The 16,221-nt window shown below is 64.4% G+C and carries 16 protein-coding genes and 1 tRNA gene; 8 read left to right on the top strand and 9 right to left on the bottom strand.

The features are described 5' to 3' along the window. Nucleotides 1-28: 28 nt before the first annotated feature. Nucleotides 29-1,390, top strand: coding sequence for a glucose-6-phosphate isomerase (locus QZV93_RS06545; protein ID WP_295557086.1), 1,362 nt, complete (start codon nt 29-31; stop codon nt 1,388-1,390). Nucleotides 1,391-1,427: 37 nt separating this feature from the next. Here QZV93_RS06545 and QZV93_RS06550 read toward each other — a convergent pair whose 3' ends face one another. From QZV93_RS06550 to QZV93_RS06570, 5 genes are all read right to left on the bottom strand, one after another. Beyond that, nucleotides 1,428-2,045 carry a response regulator transcription factor gene (locus QZV93_RS06550; protein WP_295556977.1) on the bottom strand — a complete coding sequence of 206 codons (618 nt, stop codon included), beginning with the start codon at nt 2,043-2,045 and terminating at the stop codon, nt 1,428-1,430. Then, on the bottom strand, nt 2,042-3,466 hold the full coding sequence (locus QZV93_RS06555; protein WP_295556979.1) for an ATP-binding protein: 1,425 nt from the start codon (nt 3,464-3,466) through the stop codon (nt 2,042-2,044). The genes QZV93_RS06550 and QZV93_RS06555 overlap by 4 nt, the downstream gene beginning before the upstream one ends. Before the next feature lie 374 nt (nt 3,467-3,840). Next, the gene (locus QZV93_RS06560) at nt 3,841-4,221 is read right to left on the bottom strand and encodes a hypothetical protein (RefSeq protein WP_295556980.1); all 381 of its coding nucleotides are present in this window, start codon (nt 4,219-4,221) and stop codon (nt 3,841-3,843) included. Between the two features lie 728 nt (nt 4,222-4,949). Next, on the bottom strand, nt 4,950-5,480 hold the full coding sequence (locus QZV93_RS06565) for an inorganic diphosphatase (protein WP_295556981.1): 531 nt from the start codon (nt 5,478-5,480) through the stop codon (nt 4,950-4,952). A gap of 62 nt (nt 5,481-5,542) precedes the next feature. Further along, complete coding sequence (locus QZV93_RS06570; RefSeq protein WP_295556982.1) at nt 5,543-5,689, bottom strand: hypothetical protein; 147 nt, start codon at nt 5,687-5,689, stop codon at nt 5,543-5,545. Between the two features lie 230 nt (nt 5,690-5,919). Between QZV93_RS06570 and QZV93_RS06575 the strand changes: the two genes are divergently transcribed. Further along, entirely contained in the window at nt 5,920-6,444 is a 525-nt protein-coding gene (locus tag QZV93_RS06575) for a tellurite resistance TerB family protein (RefSeq protein WP_295556983.1), read from the top strand. Between the two features lie 112 nt (nt 6,445-6,556). On the opposite strand, the gene QZV93_RS06580 is transcribed toward QZV93_RS06575, so the two are convergent. Then, nucleotides 6,557-6,631, bottom strand: a tRNA-Gly gene (locus tag QZV93_RS06580). 281 nt (nt 6,632-6,912) lie between these two features. Between QZV93_RS06580 and QZV93_RS06585 the strand changes: the two genes are divergently transcribed. The 3 genes from QZV93_RS06585 (at nt 6,913) to aguB (ending at nt 9,422) form a co-directional block, all read left to right on the top strand. Further along, entirely contained in the window at nt 6,913-7,338 is a 426-nt protein-coding gene (locus QZV93_RS06585; RefSeq protein ID WP_295556985.1) for a hypothetical protein, read from the top strand. 159 nt (nt 7,339-7,497) lie between these two features. Continuing rightward, a complete protein-coding gene (locus tag QZV93_RS06590; protein ID WP_295556986.1) occupies nt 7,498-8,550 on the top strand; it encodes an agmatine deiminase family protein in 1,053 nt (350 codons plus the stop codon). 11 nt (nt 8,551-8,561) lie between these two features. Next, the gene (gene aguB / locus QZV93_RS06595) at nt 8,562-9,422 is read left to right on the top strand and encodes an N-carbamoylputrescine amidase (RefSeq protein ID WP_295557088.1); all 861 of its coding nucleotides are present in this window, start codon (nt 8,562-8,564) and stop codon (nt 9,420-9,422) included. A 305-nt stretch (nt 9,423-9,727) separates the two neighbouring features. Here aguB and QZV93_RS06600 read toward each other — a convergent pair whose 3' ends face one another. Next, the gene (locus tag QZV93_RS06600; protein WP_295556988.1) at nt 9,728-10,492 is read right to left on the bottom strand and encodes a hypothetical protein; all 765 of its coding nucleotides are present in this window, start codon (nt 10,490-10,492) and stop codon (nt 9,728-9,730) included. Between the two features lie 390 nt (nt 10,493-10,882). Between QZV93_RS06600 and proB the strand changes: the two genes are divergently transcribed. Both proB and QZV93_RS06610 read left to right on the top strand, forming a co-directional pair. After that, the gene (gene proB, locus QZV93_RS06605; RefSeq protein ID WP_295556989.1) at nt 10,883-12,040 is read left to right on the top strand and encodes a glutamate 5-kinase; all 1,158 of its coding nucleotides are present in this window, start codon (nt 10,883-10,885) and stop codon (nt 12,038-12,040) included. Nucleotides 12,041-12,127: 87 nt separating this feature from the next. Next, on the top strand, nt 12,128-13,414 hold the full coding sequence (locus tag QZV93_RS06610; RefSeq protein ID WP_295556991.1) for a glutamate-5-semialdehyde dehydrogenase: 1,287 nt from the start codon (nt 12,128-12,130) through the stop codon (nt 13,412-13,414). A gap of 14 nt (nt 13,415-13,428) precedes the next feature. On the opposite strand, the gene QZV93_RS06615 is transcribed toward QZV93_RS06610, so the two are convergent. Beyond that, complete coding sequence (locus tag QZV93_RS06615; protein ID WP_295556992.1) at nt 13,429-13,914, bottom strand: hypothetical protein; 486 nt, start codon at nt 13,912-13,914, stop codon at nt 13,429-13,431. A gap of 237 nt (nt 13,915-14,151) precedes the next feature. On the opposite strand from QZV93_RS06615, the gene QZV93_RS06620 reads away from it, so the two are divergent. Beyond that, nucleotides 14,152-15,168 carry a hypothetical protein gene (locus QZV93_RS06620; protein ID WP_295556993.1) on the top strand — a complete coding sequence of 339 codons (1,017 nt, stop codon included), beginning with the start codon at nt 14,152-14,154 and terminating at the stop codon, nt 15,166-15,168. 40 nt (nt 15,169-15,208) lie between these two features. On the opposite strand, the gene QZV93_RS06625 is transcribed toward QZV93_RS06620, so the two are convergent. Then, on the bottom strand, nt 15,209-16,201 hold the full coding sequence (locus tag QZV93_RS06625; protein WP_295556995.1) for a GlxA family transcriptional regulator: 993 nt from the start codon (nt 16,199-16,201) through the stop codon (nt 15,209-15,211). Between the last annotated feature and the right edge of the window lie 20 nt (nt 16,202-16,221).

Raw genomic sequence — 16,221 nt, forward strand, 5'->3', positions numbered from 1 at the left:
CTCCGCCAAGCCGGTTATGCGGGATGCCATGACTCAGACCGTTCCTGTCGTCTCTTCAACCCCTTATCGCCAATCGATCGCCGGGTGCCTTGCGGGTGCCATCGGCGAACACGGGCTCACCGAATCCGAGCTCGGGTGGTGGCTCGAAAAGCTCGCGCCCGCCCTGCACGACCTCAAGGCCGACTACGCGTCCGGGCGTCTGCCGCTGCTCAAGATCGCCGAGGACACGTCCGATCTCGATCAGGCAGAGGCCGCGCTCGACACGCTCTCGGACGGCGCCGAAACCATCGTCTTCTTCGGCACCGGGGGCTCGGGCCTCGGCGGCCAGACGCTGGCGCAGCTCGGCGGCTGGAATTTGCCCGGCGTCTCCTGTTGCTCGGAGGGGAGCCGCAGGAACCGGCCGCGCACGCGCTTCTACGACAATCTCGATCCGCTGACGCTTTCGGCCGGGCTCGCACGGCTCAATCTCGCGAAAACACGCTTCGTCGTGACCTCGAAATCAGGCGGGACGACGGAGACACTGGCGCAGCTGATTGCGACGCTTGCCGTGATCAAGGATGCCGGTCTCGAAAGCCACATTCCGCAGATGTTTCTCGGCGTCACGGAGCCTGACAAGCCCGGCAAGCCGAACGGACTGCGAGCGCTGCTCGGCAGCTTCAGCGTGCCGATGCTCGACCATCATACGGGCATCGGCGGACGCTTCTCGTGCCTCACCAACGTCGGGCTCATTCCGGCGCTGGCGCGGGGGCTCGATGCGCGGAAGATCCGGGCGGGCGCGCGCGAGGTGGTGGACGGACTCGTCTCGGCATCGTTTCCGGCGGCCTTCGCTCCGGCGATCGGCGCGGCGACAGCGGTCGGGCTGTCGAAGGAACGCGGCATCCGCACGCTGGTGATGATGCCGTACAACGACCGCCTCGGCCGCTTCTCGGAATGGTACGTGCAGCTATGGGCGGAAAGCCTCGGCAAGGGTGGCGAGGGTACCACGCCCGTGCCGGCGCTCGGCCCCGTGGACCAGCACAGCCAGCTTCAACTTTTCATGGACGGACCGCGCGAGATCGCGGTGACGGTCTTGCGCGTGGCAAGCCGCGGGCAGGGCCCTGTGCTGGATGCGACGATGGCAGCGCTCGCCGGGCAGGCGTTTCTCGGCGGCAAGACCGTCGGCGACGTGGTGGACGCGCAGGCGCATGCCATCACGGAGGCTTTGACGCAGGCGGGGCGGCCGGTGCGCACGTTCGACGTCGAGACGCTCGATGAGCGCTCGATGGGCGCGCTGCTCATGCATTTCATGATCGAGACCATTCTCGCCGGGCGCCTGCTCGGGCTCGATCCGTTCGATCAACCGGCCGTGGAGCTGGCGAAGACGCTGACGCGGGAGCGTCTCGCGCGCTAACAGACCGTGTGCCCGTTCCATGGGGCGCGCCGCAACCTCAGTTGCGGCGATTTTCGATGGAGAAGCGGATGAGGTCGGACGTGCGCGGCAGGTCCAGCTTCTCCTTGATGCGCCCGCATGAATTGGCGACGGTCTTGTAGGCAATCCCGATCGCGTCGGCGATGCCTTGCAGGCTCTTGCCCTCGCCGAGCATGCGCAGGATCTCGATCTCCCGGTTGGTGAGCTTGCGCAACGGATCCTCGGAGCGCACGCTGCTCATGACAAGCTCACCGGCCATGCTGCTGTCGAGGTAGCGCTGCCCTTCGGCAACGCGCTGCACGGCCGTCAGGAGCTCGTCGCTGCCTGCGCTTTTGCATACGTATCCGTAGGCGCCGGCCTTCAATGCGCGGTTGGCATAGATGGGCTCGGCGTGCATCGAGAACATCAGGATGCGAAGCGAAGGACTTTCGATGCGAAGCCGGCGCAATAGCTCGAGCCCGCTCGCGCCTTCAAGATTGATGTCGAGGATGACCACATCCGGGCTTTCCTTGCGTGCAAGCGTCAGAGCCTCGTGGGCGGTCGCCGCTTCAAGCACCGCGTAGCTCGGGATTGTCGACAGGAGGCGTTGCACTCCCTGCCGAACGACGGCGTGATCGTCGACGACGAGTATCTTCATGTGCTTTCCCTCGTATCTGCCGATCCGTCTAAAGCGGCAAAACTTTCCCGTATTGGCAGCCGGACATCCACTATCACCCCTGCCCGATCATCCCGATTCCCGACTTCAACGGTTCCTCCGAGCGCGGTCACGCGCTCGCGCATGGCGATGAGGCCGAAGCCGCTCGACAGGCTCGCGGGCTTGAGGCCGCCGCCATCGTCGCGAACGAGAACGCTGACGTTCTCCTTGGCGTCATGCACGGCGACATCGATCTCCGTGGGGGCGCCGTGTTTCAGCGCGTTGCTGATCGCCTCGCGGACGATGCCGTGAATGACTGCGTCCAGTTTCTGGCCGTAGCTGCGGTCCGTCACATCGACATTGAACGCAACATCGGGGTTGCGGAGCTGCCAGGAGGCGACCAGCGTTTCTATGGCGTTGGCGAGACCGAGTTCCAAGTGCACGGCCGGGCGCAGGCGCCCAAGGATCGACTTCACATGCTTTTTCATGTGGGTCACGGCATCGCGAATGGATTCCACGCGAGCGGTCAGCGCGTCGGGGGCGGTCTGGTCGTTCTCCACCATTTGCCGGATGCTCGATGCGTCGACATCCACGGCGAACAGGAATGGGCTCACCTCGTCGTGCAGGTCGCGCGCGAGATCAGCGCGCTCCTCCTCCTGCACGGTGGCGAGCTGATCGTTGAGCTGCTGGTTGCGCCGCTCCATGTGGCCGAGCCGGCCCGCCATCTCGTTGAAGCCGGCGCAGAGCTTGGCAAGCTCGGTCGGGCCACCTTCAGCGACACGCACCCCATAGTCGCCGCCGCCGAGCTGCTCGAAGGCGGCCGACAGTTTCGGCAACGGCTCAAGCGCGCGCCGCAGGGTGATATAGATCAGGATCGAGACCAGCGCGCAGAAGCCGAACAGAATGGCGAGCTTGAGCAGGAAATCGTCCCAGACCTCACCGACCTCGCCGCGCTGCTCCGCCTCCAGCTCGATCATGCCGTAGGTTGTCAAACCTTCGGGTAGTGGTATGCGAATGACCTCGGGCGGCCGGGCAATGAGGCTGTAGAACCATTCAGGCAACTCTTCGGCCGGTGCGACGAAACTCGAGATGCGGGCGCCGATCGGCTCGGGCTCGACGAAGGTGGCTTTCACGTGCCGGTTGCCGTCGAACACGCGGACGAGACGCACGAGCTGCATGCGAGGATCGTCATCGTGGGCGATCTCCTGCACGACCTTGCGCACCGTTCTCTCGGCGATCGAGAGGGCGGCGCTGACTTCGGTCTCGACCTTGTTGGCTGCCTGCCAATAGGTGATCAGGCCGCTGAGAACGAGGCTCAACACGAGCACGATGGAGATGTTGCGAATGATGGTCGCGCTCAGGGATTCGGATTGGCGCGGTCCGAACGGATTGGCGTGTCTCATCTGCTCGATCAGTCGCGACATGGCTCTATCCGGCAGCCGGCACCGCGATGGCGAGCGCCCCTGGCAAAGGGAACGATCACCCGGACAAAACGGGAAAGGTGCGGTGTGTGTCTCATGCAGACTTGGAATGTAACAAGGTAACATCTCCTATGTTATAAATTGTCGGATCACGCAAGGGCCGGCCAGCACAATTGCGGCTTTTGGGTCAACGAGCCGGCCAAGGGAAATGCCGGGCCCGGACCGCCGCAGGCCGACCGCACGGCATCTCCCGGAAGATCAGGGCCCGGGCGGGTCGTTAACGAGCCACCGGACCCGGAGCGGATAGGGATCCGCCAAGAAAAAGCCCCCGAACCGCGGGGGCTTTTTCCAATGAGGCGCGAAGGCCGGCAAGGCAGCTATTCGGGCTCGGTCGGCACACGTGCGCTCGGATTGGATCCGGCGTCGGGATCGGCCGGGTTGATATTGCTCGGTGCCATTTGCTGGTTCTCGTTGGTGTTGGGATCGGCCGGGATGCCTGCGGGGCTCTGGTACCCCAGGCCTCCTTCACCGGCACCGGCACCCTCAGCGGCCGATCCGGTTCCGGGTGGCGAGGTCGGAACACGTGCCTCAGGATCGGCGCCGGCCGCGGGATCGGTGGGATTGCCGACGCTCGGGCCCGGCTGCTGGTTCTCATTGGTCGTAGGGTCGGCCGGGCTACCGGCCGGTGATTGTGCGAAAGCGGACGCTGTTCCAAGCGTCAAAGCGAGTGCCGCGAGCAGGGATGTGGTCTTGGTCATGGTCCATCCTTCGTTGTTGCCGTTGGTCCTCCCTCTCAACGAAACCCGCCCTTCGCCGGCAAGTTCCGCCGCAAGTCGTCAGCGAGATATCGATGGCGCGGCACCGGGCATGTACGACGTCGATTCGTCGTCGGGCAATGCATTGCCACTCGCGGCGCTCCGTCCCTCCTCGGATCGTTGCAGCTGCTCCATACAGACGGCGATTCTGGAGGGGATTGTCTGCTCGTCCTGCTGATAGATCCTCCGCAACCGCGTGCCGAACGTCCTCGCCATCTCCGTCCCAAAATTCCGCTCCATGGCTCGTCTCCGTGTGCCGCTTTCTTTTGGAGGCGTCCCTGTTGTTGCGCCTAAGCTTCCAATCGAGACCGATGGGCGACGGTTCCTCGTGAAACATTGCAAATTTGTATGCTGGCAGCGGGCTTTGCGTTTTGGGGCTAGATCGGGCTGGGCGCGGAACCCGCCGCGGCTGGCGGCGTTAAATTACCCATGAAGCACACCTCCGATGCACATGATCCGAAGCCATCGCGCCGGCCTGTGCTGCCAAGCCAGCCGGCCGAGCCGCAACGTCCCAACCCGCCGATCGAGCCCAGCGGTGATACGGAATTGCCGGTCGACGCTCCGCCCGAGGAGGTGGAACGACATCCGGATCCCCGATCCCGTGACACGCTTTGACCCAACGCGGCTCGCTGTCGTGAAAGCGCCTCTCTGCAGTAGCTCCGCCGCTCCGGTCAGATGCGCGTCTTGTGGAGGTACACCTCCGCCGCCGCTGCGTCCTGCCAGCCGGTGATGCGCGCGTCCTTGTCGGTGAAAAGGGTGGCGTTGAGGAAGAAGGTTTCGAGCTCCGCCTTGACGCGGTCGGTGAGCTCAACGCCGATCTGAAGCACGTTGCCGCCTTCCCAGGCCGGAGCCAGGATGAGGCGCGGGTTTCCGACGCGGCCTTTCGATCCTTTCTGATCGATGGAGACCAGGGCCAGACACCGGCAGGGCAGCACGGCTCCCGGGAAGCTCGCGTGGCTGTGCAGGCAGAGCGCGTCGACCGGATCGCCATCCTCGCTCAGCGTGCCGGGCACGAAGCCCCAATCGAATGGATAGGTGACGCCTGCAGCAAGGCTGCGGGAAACGGTGAAGATCCCCTTTTTCTCATCGAGCTTGAACTTGATCGCAGAGCCGCGCGGCGTTTCCACCACCATCTGCACGCGCCCCTTGGCGTCGAAAGGCTCAAGCTCGAGCAACGGCGACATGCGTACTCCGACTGGCATCCACATTCCTCATACCACGCCAATACGGACGATCGATGTCTGGATTGGCGGAGAGGAGATGATCAACGCGCCTTCTCATCGCTCGCGGCCGGTAGATCGGCGGGCGACTCCTCGGGCGCCTCGGAATTCTCCATCTTGGACGTCGAGTAGCTGAAGAAGGCGACTGCGACGAGTGCCAAGAGCGCTCCCCAGATCAACAATTTCCTCATTGCGTCCTCGCCTCTCCGTTTTCAGCGCACGTTTCCAGGATGCACCCAGCGCAGAACTTACGCTTCCGGTTTTTCCTTTCGGAGCGGAATGGAAAAACTTTGATCGGCGCAGACGACCGGGAAGCCATTAGGTCTGTGTCAAGTGCGCGAGACTTGAGCTATACATCTTCGATTATCGAAATTTGTCACAAGTACAATATTTGGGTCGCGTCGATTTGTGGAGGTCGGGCATGTCTCTCAAAGCACGTTCAGATCGCTTGTTCAAATTGGAAGCCGTACAAACTCAGAAGCCGAAGCGTAAGCTTTTCGATCGCATCGTTGCACCAAGCCTTTCTCAGGAAGAAGCCTTTCTGGCCATTCTGATCGGAGCGTCGCGGGCCGACGGCACGGTCAGTCCCGAGGAGTCGCAAGAACTCGCCGCCCTGACGGGCCGGACGAAGACCCTTTCGAGCCTTAGCGTTGCGCGTGTTTCGGATATCCGCCGGAAGATCGAGCAGATGATCGACCGCGACGGTCTCGACAAAGTGCTCGGCGCGGCCTGCAATGCAATTCTGAATGACGGCGGCAGGGATCCCGAAGACGTGCGCACCAAGGCGGAATCCATGCTGGCGCACGCAATCGATATCGTCTTTGCCGATCGCGAGCTGCACGAGAATGAGCAGGACTACATTGAGGAGCTCGCGCGCCAGCTTGCGATCTCCGAGGACCGCGTTCGCGAGATCGCATCGGTGATCGAGATCAAGAACGCGTTCTAGCGTAGCGACACAGTGGCCGCTTCGGCGCGCGAAACCGAAAGGCCAGAAGAATTCGGCCCGCCCACGGCGGGCCGAATGAGACGGGAGAAGGGGCTCAAGCGCTTGAAAAGAATGGAGCGGGCGAAGGGAATCGAACCCTCGACATTCAGCTTGGGAAGCTGACGTTCTACCTCTGAACTACACCCGCGCGCGCCGTGAGGGGCGAGGCTCAGACAGATACAAGGCCTGCCTCAAATCCGCAAGGCGGCTGGCGACAGCGGGTCCCTCGCACAGACATCGCGCATCCTGACGCACGGCATGTGGTCGCGGCGCCTCGAACCGCGAAACGGCGGGCTTTTCAGGCCGGTTTGCGCGGTCACGCCTGCGTGACTCGATTGTGCGGCGCACGTCGGGGAACCGGCGACGAGCGGCGGGATTATTCGTGCACAGCTACCGCAGAAGGTGGCAGCAATGCATAAGGAGGAATCAATGTTCCTTTCCAAGAAGGTGCTCATGAGCGGCATCGCCGTCGCTGTGCTGGCGACCCCGGCGCTGGCCGAGGATCGGTCCACGGGCAAGCAGAAAGAGCAGTACATCTATCAGCAGAGCCAGGAGCAGGGGCTCGGCGCCGAGAAGGGCGCTATTGGCGCCACCAAGCCGAATTCCGGACCGGGCGTGCAGGGCGCACCCGATACGCGCACGGGTCCCGCAACGCATGCGCCCGGCGGCTCGGCGGCCGGCCCTGATGCCGGCGCCTCGTCCTCTGGCGCTTCGTCCGGCGAGGCCGGAATGGGGAACAACGCGACCCAGCCCAGCCAGGATTCGAGCGGCGTGCAGGGGTTCCCTGACACGCGCACAGGCCCGGCGACGCGCAGTCCCGAAGATGCCTCGAAAGGTGCCGGCTCGGCTGAGTAGCCGATCGGGATCGTAAACGAGCCTGGGGCGCCGGCGAAAGCCGGCGCCTTTTTCGTGGCACCGCCGGTCCAAGCGAGTTTCATAGCCGTATTGCAATCCTTCGCTTTAAGGGGCATGACCCCCGCTCCGAGTTGACACTTGTGCAAGGACATCCGCTTCATGACCGACACGGCTATCGTCGTGCCCGCCGAATGGGCGCCTCAGACCGCGATCTGGACGGCCTGGCCGGCGGACGCATCCGAGTGGAATGACGATCTCGCTTCGCCGCGCGCCGATGTGGCGGCGCTGGTCAAAACGCTTGCCGAGACCGGCAACACGGTGCGTGTGCTCGTCAACGGCGACGAGGCTGCCCAATCGGCGCTGGCCGCACTCGGCACGTCGGCCGAACTCGTGTCCGCCAAGTACGGGGACATCTGGCTGCGCGACACGGGTCCGATCTTCGCGTTCCGCGGCGACAAGCGCGTGGCGCTGCGCTTCGACACGAACAGCTGGGGCGGAAAGTACGATCTGCCCGACGACTCGACCGTGGGCGACCGGGTGGCGGAGCTCGCGGGCAGCGTCATCGAGCGTTTCGACTTCGTGCTCGAAGGCGGCGCGGTGGATCACGACGGTGAGGGGACAATCCTTGCCACCAAGCAGACGCTTCTCAACCCGAACCGCAACGGATGGACCGCGGAGCAGGCGGAAGCGGCGCTTGCCCGATTTGGCACCAAGACGGTGATCTGGGTCGACGAGGGCCTTCTCGGCGACCATACGGACGGCCACATCGACAACATCGCGCGCTTCGTCGCGCCGGGGCGCGTCGTGTGCCAGGCTCCTGCCGGGGACGACGATCCCAATGCCGCCGTTCTCGATGCCATCGCGCGCCGGCTCGCCGAGGCGACGGATGCAGCCGGGCGCAAGCTCGAGGTGATCCGCATTCCCGGCGCCGGCCTCTACCGCAATGCGCTCGGCGGCGTGTCGCCCGCCTCGCACATGAACTTCATCATCGGCAACGACGTGGTGGTGGTGCCGGTCTACGGCACGCCAACGCAAGAGGCGGCGCTGCAGGCCTTGCGCGAGGTGTTTCCGGACCGCAAGGTCGTCGGTGTATCGTCGCGCGGCCTGCTCGGGGCAGGCGAAGCGGGCGGGGGATCGTTCCATTGCATCACGCAGCAGGAGCCTCGTGAGACTCTGAACCCGGAGACTCGAAACGTGGGGGCTGGGGCATGAAAGGGCGCGGCATGAAGAAGCGCAGCATCACGGTCGCCGCCATCCAAACGGCGTACGGGCCGGACCTGGACGAGAACATCGAAAAGACCGAAGCGTTCGTGCGCGAAGCCGTCGAGCGCGGCGCCGACGTGGTGTTGCCCTCCGAGCTGTTCCAGGGCATCTATTTCTGCACCAAACAGGATCCGAAGTGGTTTGAGACGGCGTTCCCGGTGGACGAGCATCCGTGCGTGAAAAGGCTCGCGAAGCTCGCCAAGAAGCTGGACGTCGTGATCCCGATCTCGTTCTTCGAGAAGGACGGGCCACGCTATTACAACAGTGTCGCGCTGGCGGATGCGGACGGCGAGATCCTCGGCGTCTATCGCAAGAGCCACATCCCGGACGGGCCGGGCTACCAAGAGAAGTACTACTTCCGGCCGGGCGACACGGGCTTCAAGACCTGGAAGACGAAGCGCGGGCACATCGGCGTCGGCATCTGCTGGGACCAGTGGTATCCGGAAACCGCGCGCGCCATGGCGGTGGCAGGGGCCGAGGTGCTGTTCTACCCGACGGCCATCGGGTCCGAGCCCTATGATGCGGCGCTGGACACGCACCTGCAGTGGCAGCGCGCCATGCAGGGGCATGCGGTCTCGAATGCGGTGCCGATCGTGGCGGCGAACCGCATCGGCCTCGAGGACAACGACGGCGTGAAGCAGCAGTTCTACGGCCACTCGTTCATCGCCGACCATCGCGGCGAGCTGGTCGAGAGCCTCGGCGCAGCCGACGAGGGTGTGCTGGTGCAAACGTTCGATCTGGCACTGATCGAGAGCTATCGCGCGGACTGGGGCTTCTTCCGCGACCGGCGCACGGATCTCTACGCAAAGAGCATCGTCTGAGCCGCGCGTTTCGCGCACTCACCAGCACTCGCTCGTTGCACATGCGGATGCTTGCGTGGATCCCGACCGTCCATGCGGAACATGGCTGCGCCATGATGCCGGGATGACGTTGAATGTCGACCAGCGGCTGTAGAAGACCGCCATACCCGCACGGGCGGATCGCAACTTGGCTGCGATGGCGTGGGTGCGATGGCCTTGTCGTCGAGCGAACTGGCTGAAGGCCTCTCAACCAGCTCGCCCTCCTCTTTTCCACTCCCTCTCGCCATCCTTGCGCAGGGGATGGCGTGACGTTCACGCGTTTCTTCTTATTCGGCCGGGGCCGGGACAGCGGCGGCTTCGGCGGCGGCACTCGCGGCTGCGATCGCTTCCGGTGCGATCTCGGCCTCGGGCTTGTCGTCTGCCGCTGCTTCGACGGCTTCGGCAACGGCTTCCTCGGCTGCAGCTTCCTCTACGGCCGGAGCCGCTTCGGCAACTTCGGCGCTTTCGGGTGCCGCCTCGGCAACGGGCTCGGCCGCTGCTTCCTCGGCAACCGGTTCCGAAACCGATTCTGCGACAGCCGGGGCTTCCTCGGCACCGGCTTCCGCAGGTTCGGCGGTCGCTTCGACCGGTGCGGCGTCAGCGGGAGCATCGGCAGCTGGCGCCGCCTCTGACGTGGCCTCGGCCGCAGTTTCCGCAGCAGGGGCCTCCTCGGAGGCTTCCGAAGCTGCCTCGACAGCAGCAGCGGGTGCGTCCGCTCCTTCGCTTGCCTCGACCGGCTCGGCGGCCGCCACCTCGGAGGCTGGCTCCTCGGCGGCCGGAGCTTCCTCCGCGACCACTTCGACAGCTGGCTCCTCGGCTGCGGGTGCCTCCTCGGCGACGGGCTCGGCCGATGCCTCCAACGCAAGGACCGGCTCGGCGAGCGCTGTCCCGCAATCGGCAACGGCATCCAGCTTTCCGACGTCGGCCGCGGGGGCCGGCGCTCCTTCCACGAACTCACTCATTTGTCTTGCGACATGCACGATCGAGTCGGCCTTGCAGCCGAGCTCCATCGCCATCCGCAAGCAGGCAAATCTCTGCTCTTGGAGGTTCATGAGAACTCCATTTTTTGGGGTTTGCGATGTCAGTGGCGTTGCTTGGTGCGATGCAAACAACGAAACCATCATACTGCTTCGTTTATCTTGCCGCTACCCAAGAAAGACTTGGGAACAACAATATTTCTAAGTAAAATCATCACGCTAACGCATGAAGTAAATCGAGCGCGCGATTCGCGACTTAAGCCGTTTGCGTGAATCAAATTATGAAGACGCGACTCCTTTTCGCCGCCTTTGGTGCGTGTGCGGGCCATCTCTCGCGCTCTTCGCGGCCGCGAGGCTTCGGACATCTTTCGGCAGGGTAAACCCTGGTGACGGGTCTCTCGCCTGGGCAGGCCGGCGTGTGCTAGGAAGCGCGACCTCTTCCCTCAATCCGCCCTCGCCACGCCCATGTCGCAACGCGCCGCCACAGCCGAAGCCTCTGTTGCCCGTCCCGAATGGACGCGGGCACGGCGGATCGTGGTCAAGATCGGCTCGGCACTTCTTGCCGACCGCGAGACGGGCACGCTCAAGCGGGAATGGCTCGCTTCTCTGGTCGACGACGTGACCGAGCTCGCCAAACAGGGCAAGGACGTGGTGCTGGTCTCGTCCGGCTCCATTGCGCTCGGACGGCACAAGCTCGGCCTCCCCAAGGGGCCGCTGGAGCTCGAGCAATCGCAGGCCGCGGCGGCGGTCGGACAGATCAGCCTGGCGCACGCCTACCAGGAGCTGGCCGCCAGGTCCGGACTTACGGTGGCGCAGATCCTGTTGACGCTCGGCGACACCGAGCAGCGGCAGCGCTATCTCAACGCCCGCCACACCATCGAGACCCTGCTGGAGCTGCGCGCCATCCCCGTTGTCAACGAGAACGACACCGTGGCCACGGCGGAGATCAAGTACGGTGACAACGACCGCCTTTCGGCTCGCGTCGCCGGGATGGTGTCGGCCGATTGCCTGGTGCTGCTCTCGGACATCGACGGGCTTTATACGGCACCGCCGAACGAGGATCCGGACGCGCGACACATTCCCCTCGTCACGGAGATCACGCCCGAGATCGCCGCCATGGCGGGCGATGCCGGCACCGAGCTATCCAAGGGCGGCATGAAGACCAAGATCGAGGCGGGGCGCATCGCGACGGCTGCCGGCACCAACATGGTCATTACGACGGGCAAAGTGCTCAACCCGCTGCGGGCCATCTCGGAAGGATGCAAGGTGACCTGGTTCCTCGCCAAGCAGGATCCGGTGACCGCCAAGAAGCGCTGGATCTCGGGGCAGCTCGAGCCGCGCGGCACGCTATTCGTGGACGCGGGCGCGGAAAAGGCGCTGGTGGCGGGAAAGAGCCTTCTGGTGGCCGGCGTCACGCGGGTCGACGGCGCTTTCGAGCGCGGCGATGCCGTGGTCATCCGCTCCCAGGACGGCCGGGAGCTAGGGCGCGGCCTTTCGGCTTATCCGAAGAGCGATGCGGAGCGGATCCTCGGCCGTAAGTCGTCGCAGATTGCGGATATTCTGGGTTACGAAGGCGGGCCAGAACTGATCCACCGCAACGACATGGCGCTCAACCGCAAATAAGCGCGTATCGTACGGCGGAAGGGCTTATGTAGTCCATAAATGCCGCTCCGGCGTATACCTTCACACCTCATTCGACGAAGTCCGAGCATGCAGAAAGCAACCGACGGCACCGAGACCACCGCTACCCTGATGCGCGATGTCGGTATCGCGGCCCGAGAGGCTGCGCGCAGGCTGGCGCTCGCACCGCGTGAAACCAAGGACAAGGCCCTCGCCGCCGCCGCGCACGCGATGCGCCGCGATCAAGCGAAGATCCTCGAGGCTAATGCCAAGGACGTCGCCGCGGCACAGGCGGCCGGCCGCATCGCCTCGTTCGTGGACCGGCTCGTGCTCAATCCGAAACGCGTCGAGGCCATTGCCCACGGTCTCGAGGACGTGGCTGCGCTCGCCGATCCGGTCGGTTCGATTCTGGCGGACTGGACGCGTCCGAACGGGTTGCGCATCCAGCGCGTGCGCGTGCCGATCGGGGTGATCGGCATCATCTACGAGAGCCGGCCGAACGTGACGGCGGACGCGGGCGCGCTTTCCCTCAAATCCGGAAACGCGGCGATCCTGCGTGGCGGCTCGGATAGTCACCATTCGAGCCTCGCCATCCATGCCTGCCTTGCGGAAGGCCTCAGGGCCGCGGGTTTGCCGGTTGCCGCGATCCAGTATGTCGAGACCACGGACCGCGACGCGGTCGGACACATGCTCTCCGGCCTCGACGGGGCCATCGACGTCATCGTTCCGCGCGGGGGCAAGGGCCTCGTGCAGCGCGTGCAGGACGAGGCGCGGGTGCCGGTGTTCGCGCATCTCGAGGGCATTTGCCACACCTACGTTGACGCCAAAGCCGATCTCGACATGGCGCGCGCCGTGCTCGTCAACGCCAAGATGCGCCGCGTCGGCGTGTGCGGGGCGACCGAATGCCTGCTGATCGACCGCGACGCGCCGGCGACCTATCTCCCGGATCTGGTCGAGGCGCTCATAGACGCCGGCGCGGAGGTGCGTGGCGATCCTGCGACACAGGCGGTGGATGCCCGCGTCAAGGCGGCCTCGCCGGAAGACTACGGCCACGAGTTCCTGGATGCGATCATCGCCGTGAAGACGGTGGACGGGGTCGACGGGGCAATTGCGCACATCGCCCGCTACGGCTCCCAGCACACGGATGCGATCGTCACCGCGGACGAGGCCACCGCGCAGCGCTTCCTTTCCGAGGTAGACAGCGCCATCGTGCTCTGGAACGCGTCGACGCAGTTCGCGGACGGCGGCGAGTTCGGCTTCGGCGCAGAGATCGGCATCGCCACCGGCAAGCTGCATGCGCGCGGGCCCGTGGGCGTCGAGCAGTTGACGAGCTTCAAGTACGTCGTGCGTGGGAGCGGCCAGATCCGGCCGGTGTGACAGCAGAGCCTCGATTAGCGGACGGACGCTTCGAGTGCAGGGGCATCAACGGTCGGAACGACCTTTCCGAACGCTATGACCTTCGTTCGATGGCCGACCCAGGCCTGGGGCGGGCGGCCATGCAGCCTTTCACACATCGCCACCGACTTTTCGATCTCCGCCTCCGGGACGAAATAGTAGTGACCGGCTTTGCTCATCACGCGGCCGAGGCCGGAAAAGTATTCCTTTGCCACCTCGAGTGCGGTCTGATCGACACAGTGATCGGTATCATTAAACTCTGAAAGCGGAATGCGCGCGCGGTCAAATTGCGCTTTGGCGGGCATACCGTCGGGGGTCGGCCCCACGAAGCGCGTGCCAACGACGAGTGTCAGCTCATCATCGGGGACGACCCCAGGATCGGTGTAGCTCTTCGGTACCGGCGTTTGGCCAAATGCAGCGCTTACGCCGGCCAGAAGCACAAAAAAGCAAACGGCCGTCGTGGATCGGGCGCTGACGCGCATGGTGTCTCTCCCAGTTCCGAAAACCGACAACAGCCGCTTCTGGAGGCAGTTGGCTGCAAAGCTTAGCAGCAAAAGCGTAACATTGGTGCGGCATGGGCTGTTGCGGAAGTTTTGAATCTCTGTAGCATTCAAAAAAAACAAGAATGGCCGGGAAATGCTGTTTGGAGGCTAGGACGTCCATTCTGACCGTCGGTGCCGTCTATGCCCATTGGTTTCCGTAGGCTCAACGACCCTCTGATGCCCCATCGCACAACGGGACGGCTCAATTGCCGGCGACGTGCCAAGACGATGTGGTGGCGCGCGGTCGCAATCTTCTTCCTGGGCTTTGCGACACCCGCTCTGGCTCAGAATTCAACGGAACCCCATGCGATCGAGAGCCTGCTGCAGTCGCAGGATCTGACCGTGCTGACTGACGTCAAGCATGGCGTCCGCGAACGGATTGCGTTCTTCTCGTCGCCAGAGCTGTTCGAGGCCATGAAACGCGCGGGCGTGCGCCATCTCGCGATCGAGATGCCGCGCGTCCTGGGACGCCAAGCGATGGGAATCGCCACAGAAGCCGATGTGGAGGCATTCGCGCAGGACATCATTCGCTCCGATCGTTGGCACTTCCTCGATCCGGACAACCCCGGAGAAGAAGCGGCGACGACACAACGCCGCGTGGCTACGGCGCTCGGCCGTCAGGTGCTGCTTTCAAAGAAGCTCGGCATCAATCCGATCTTCTACGATTTCAACAATCCGCTCGGCGGATTCACGACTTTCAACGATCCGGTCTATCGCTGCCTCGCCGAGCTCGACGATGTGACCTGGGTGCGTTACGGCCTCGATGGCAAGATCACCAAAGCCGAGCGTGACGCCGCCATCATGCGCGAACGTTTCAGCCACGACGACGAACTGGCTGAATTCATCGAAAACGAAGTCCGCGCGAAAGGAGGCGGCAAACTCGTCGTTGTCCCCGGCTACGCCCATGCGGCCATTCCCGGCGGCCTCTCCGACCGCCTCGAAGCGCGCCTGCGGACGAAGGCGGCGGTCGTGGCCGTCTTCAGGGACTCGCAGGAGGACAAGGCGTTCCACGATTTCCTCTGGCAACAATCCCGCCTGCTGTCGATCAACCTATCGCGGCCGCCGCATTTCTATTACTCGATCGCGGACGATACCCTGCGCAAGGACGAGGCGCCGGGCCGCTACGTGGCCCTCGATGGATCCGTCGATCGAATTACGCCAGCCGTCTGCTTCCAGCTGGCTCACATCGACTAGCATCTCACAAAAGGGCAGCTCGAAGCTCACCGGCCATGGGCTAGGCGGCAGCCGCGTTCGCAACGCCAAAGCGCTGGCGATAGTCGCTGGGCGACAGGCCGATGATGCGATGGAAGAGCTTGCGAAAGGCGCCGGCGTCCTCGTAGCCGACCGACCAGGCGATCTGGTCCACGGGCCGCTTGGTGAACTCGAGCAGCTCACGCGCCTTGCCGATCCGCAGATGCTGGGCGTATTCGGTCGGCGTCAGCCCGGTCGCAGCCTTGAAGCGGCGCAGAAACGTGCGTTCCTCCATGCCTGCCTGCCGCGCCATTGCGCCAGCCGTAACCGCCCGCGCCTCCTTGGCCTGCAGCCAGTGCTGAATTTTCAGAATGGCCTCGTCGCCGTGATTGAGACGCGGGGCGAAGCTGCTGTAGTGACGCTGCTCGCGCCCAGCAGGATCGATCAGCAGGAAACGCCCCGTCTCGAGCATGATCGTCGGGCCGAAGATGCGGTCGACGAGCCGCATGCCGAGATCGGTCCAGGCCATGAGACCGCCCGCCGTGATGATCTCGCCGTCCTCGATCACGATCTTATCCGTGTCGAGCCTGACGTCGGGAAATCGCTCGCGGAACGCATCGGCGAAGGCCCAATGCGTCGTCGCCGGCCGGTCCGAAAGGAGGCCGGTTGCGGCGAGCATGAATACGCCGCCGCAGTTTGCCGTGAGGACCGCGCCTTCCGTGTGTCTCTCCTTCAGCCATCGGACATAGGGCGCGGCCTCCTCGCTGCCGGCCGGCCCGGTCAGACGCCCCGGCACGATGACGATATCCGGAAAGCGCCGCTGACCGGCAGGGTACGTATCGAAACACCGCGCGATGCCCTCCGCGTCCTCCGCCCGCCAATGGCTGACGCGCAACGGCGGCCCGCCGCGCTTGACGGAGAAGTCGCTCGCGATCTGAAGCAGATCGGTCATGCCGTGCACCATGGCCGTCTGGCAACCCGCATAGAGCAAGAGCGCAACCTCAGCCTTCGGCGCCACGGCGCGGGTGGTCTTCATCGCATGCGTCCTTGTCGGAT

The organism is uncultured Hyphomicrobium sp. (assembly GCF_902826555.1).
Classification (GTDB): domain Bacteria; phylum Pseudomonadota; class Alphaproteobacteria; order Rhizobiales; family Hyphomicrobiaceae; genus Hyphomicrobium_C.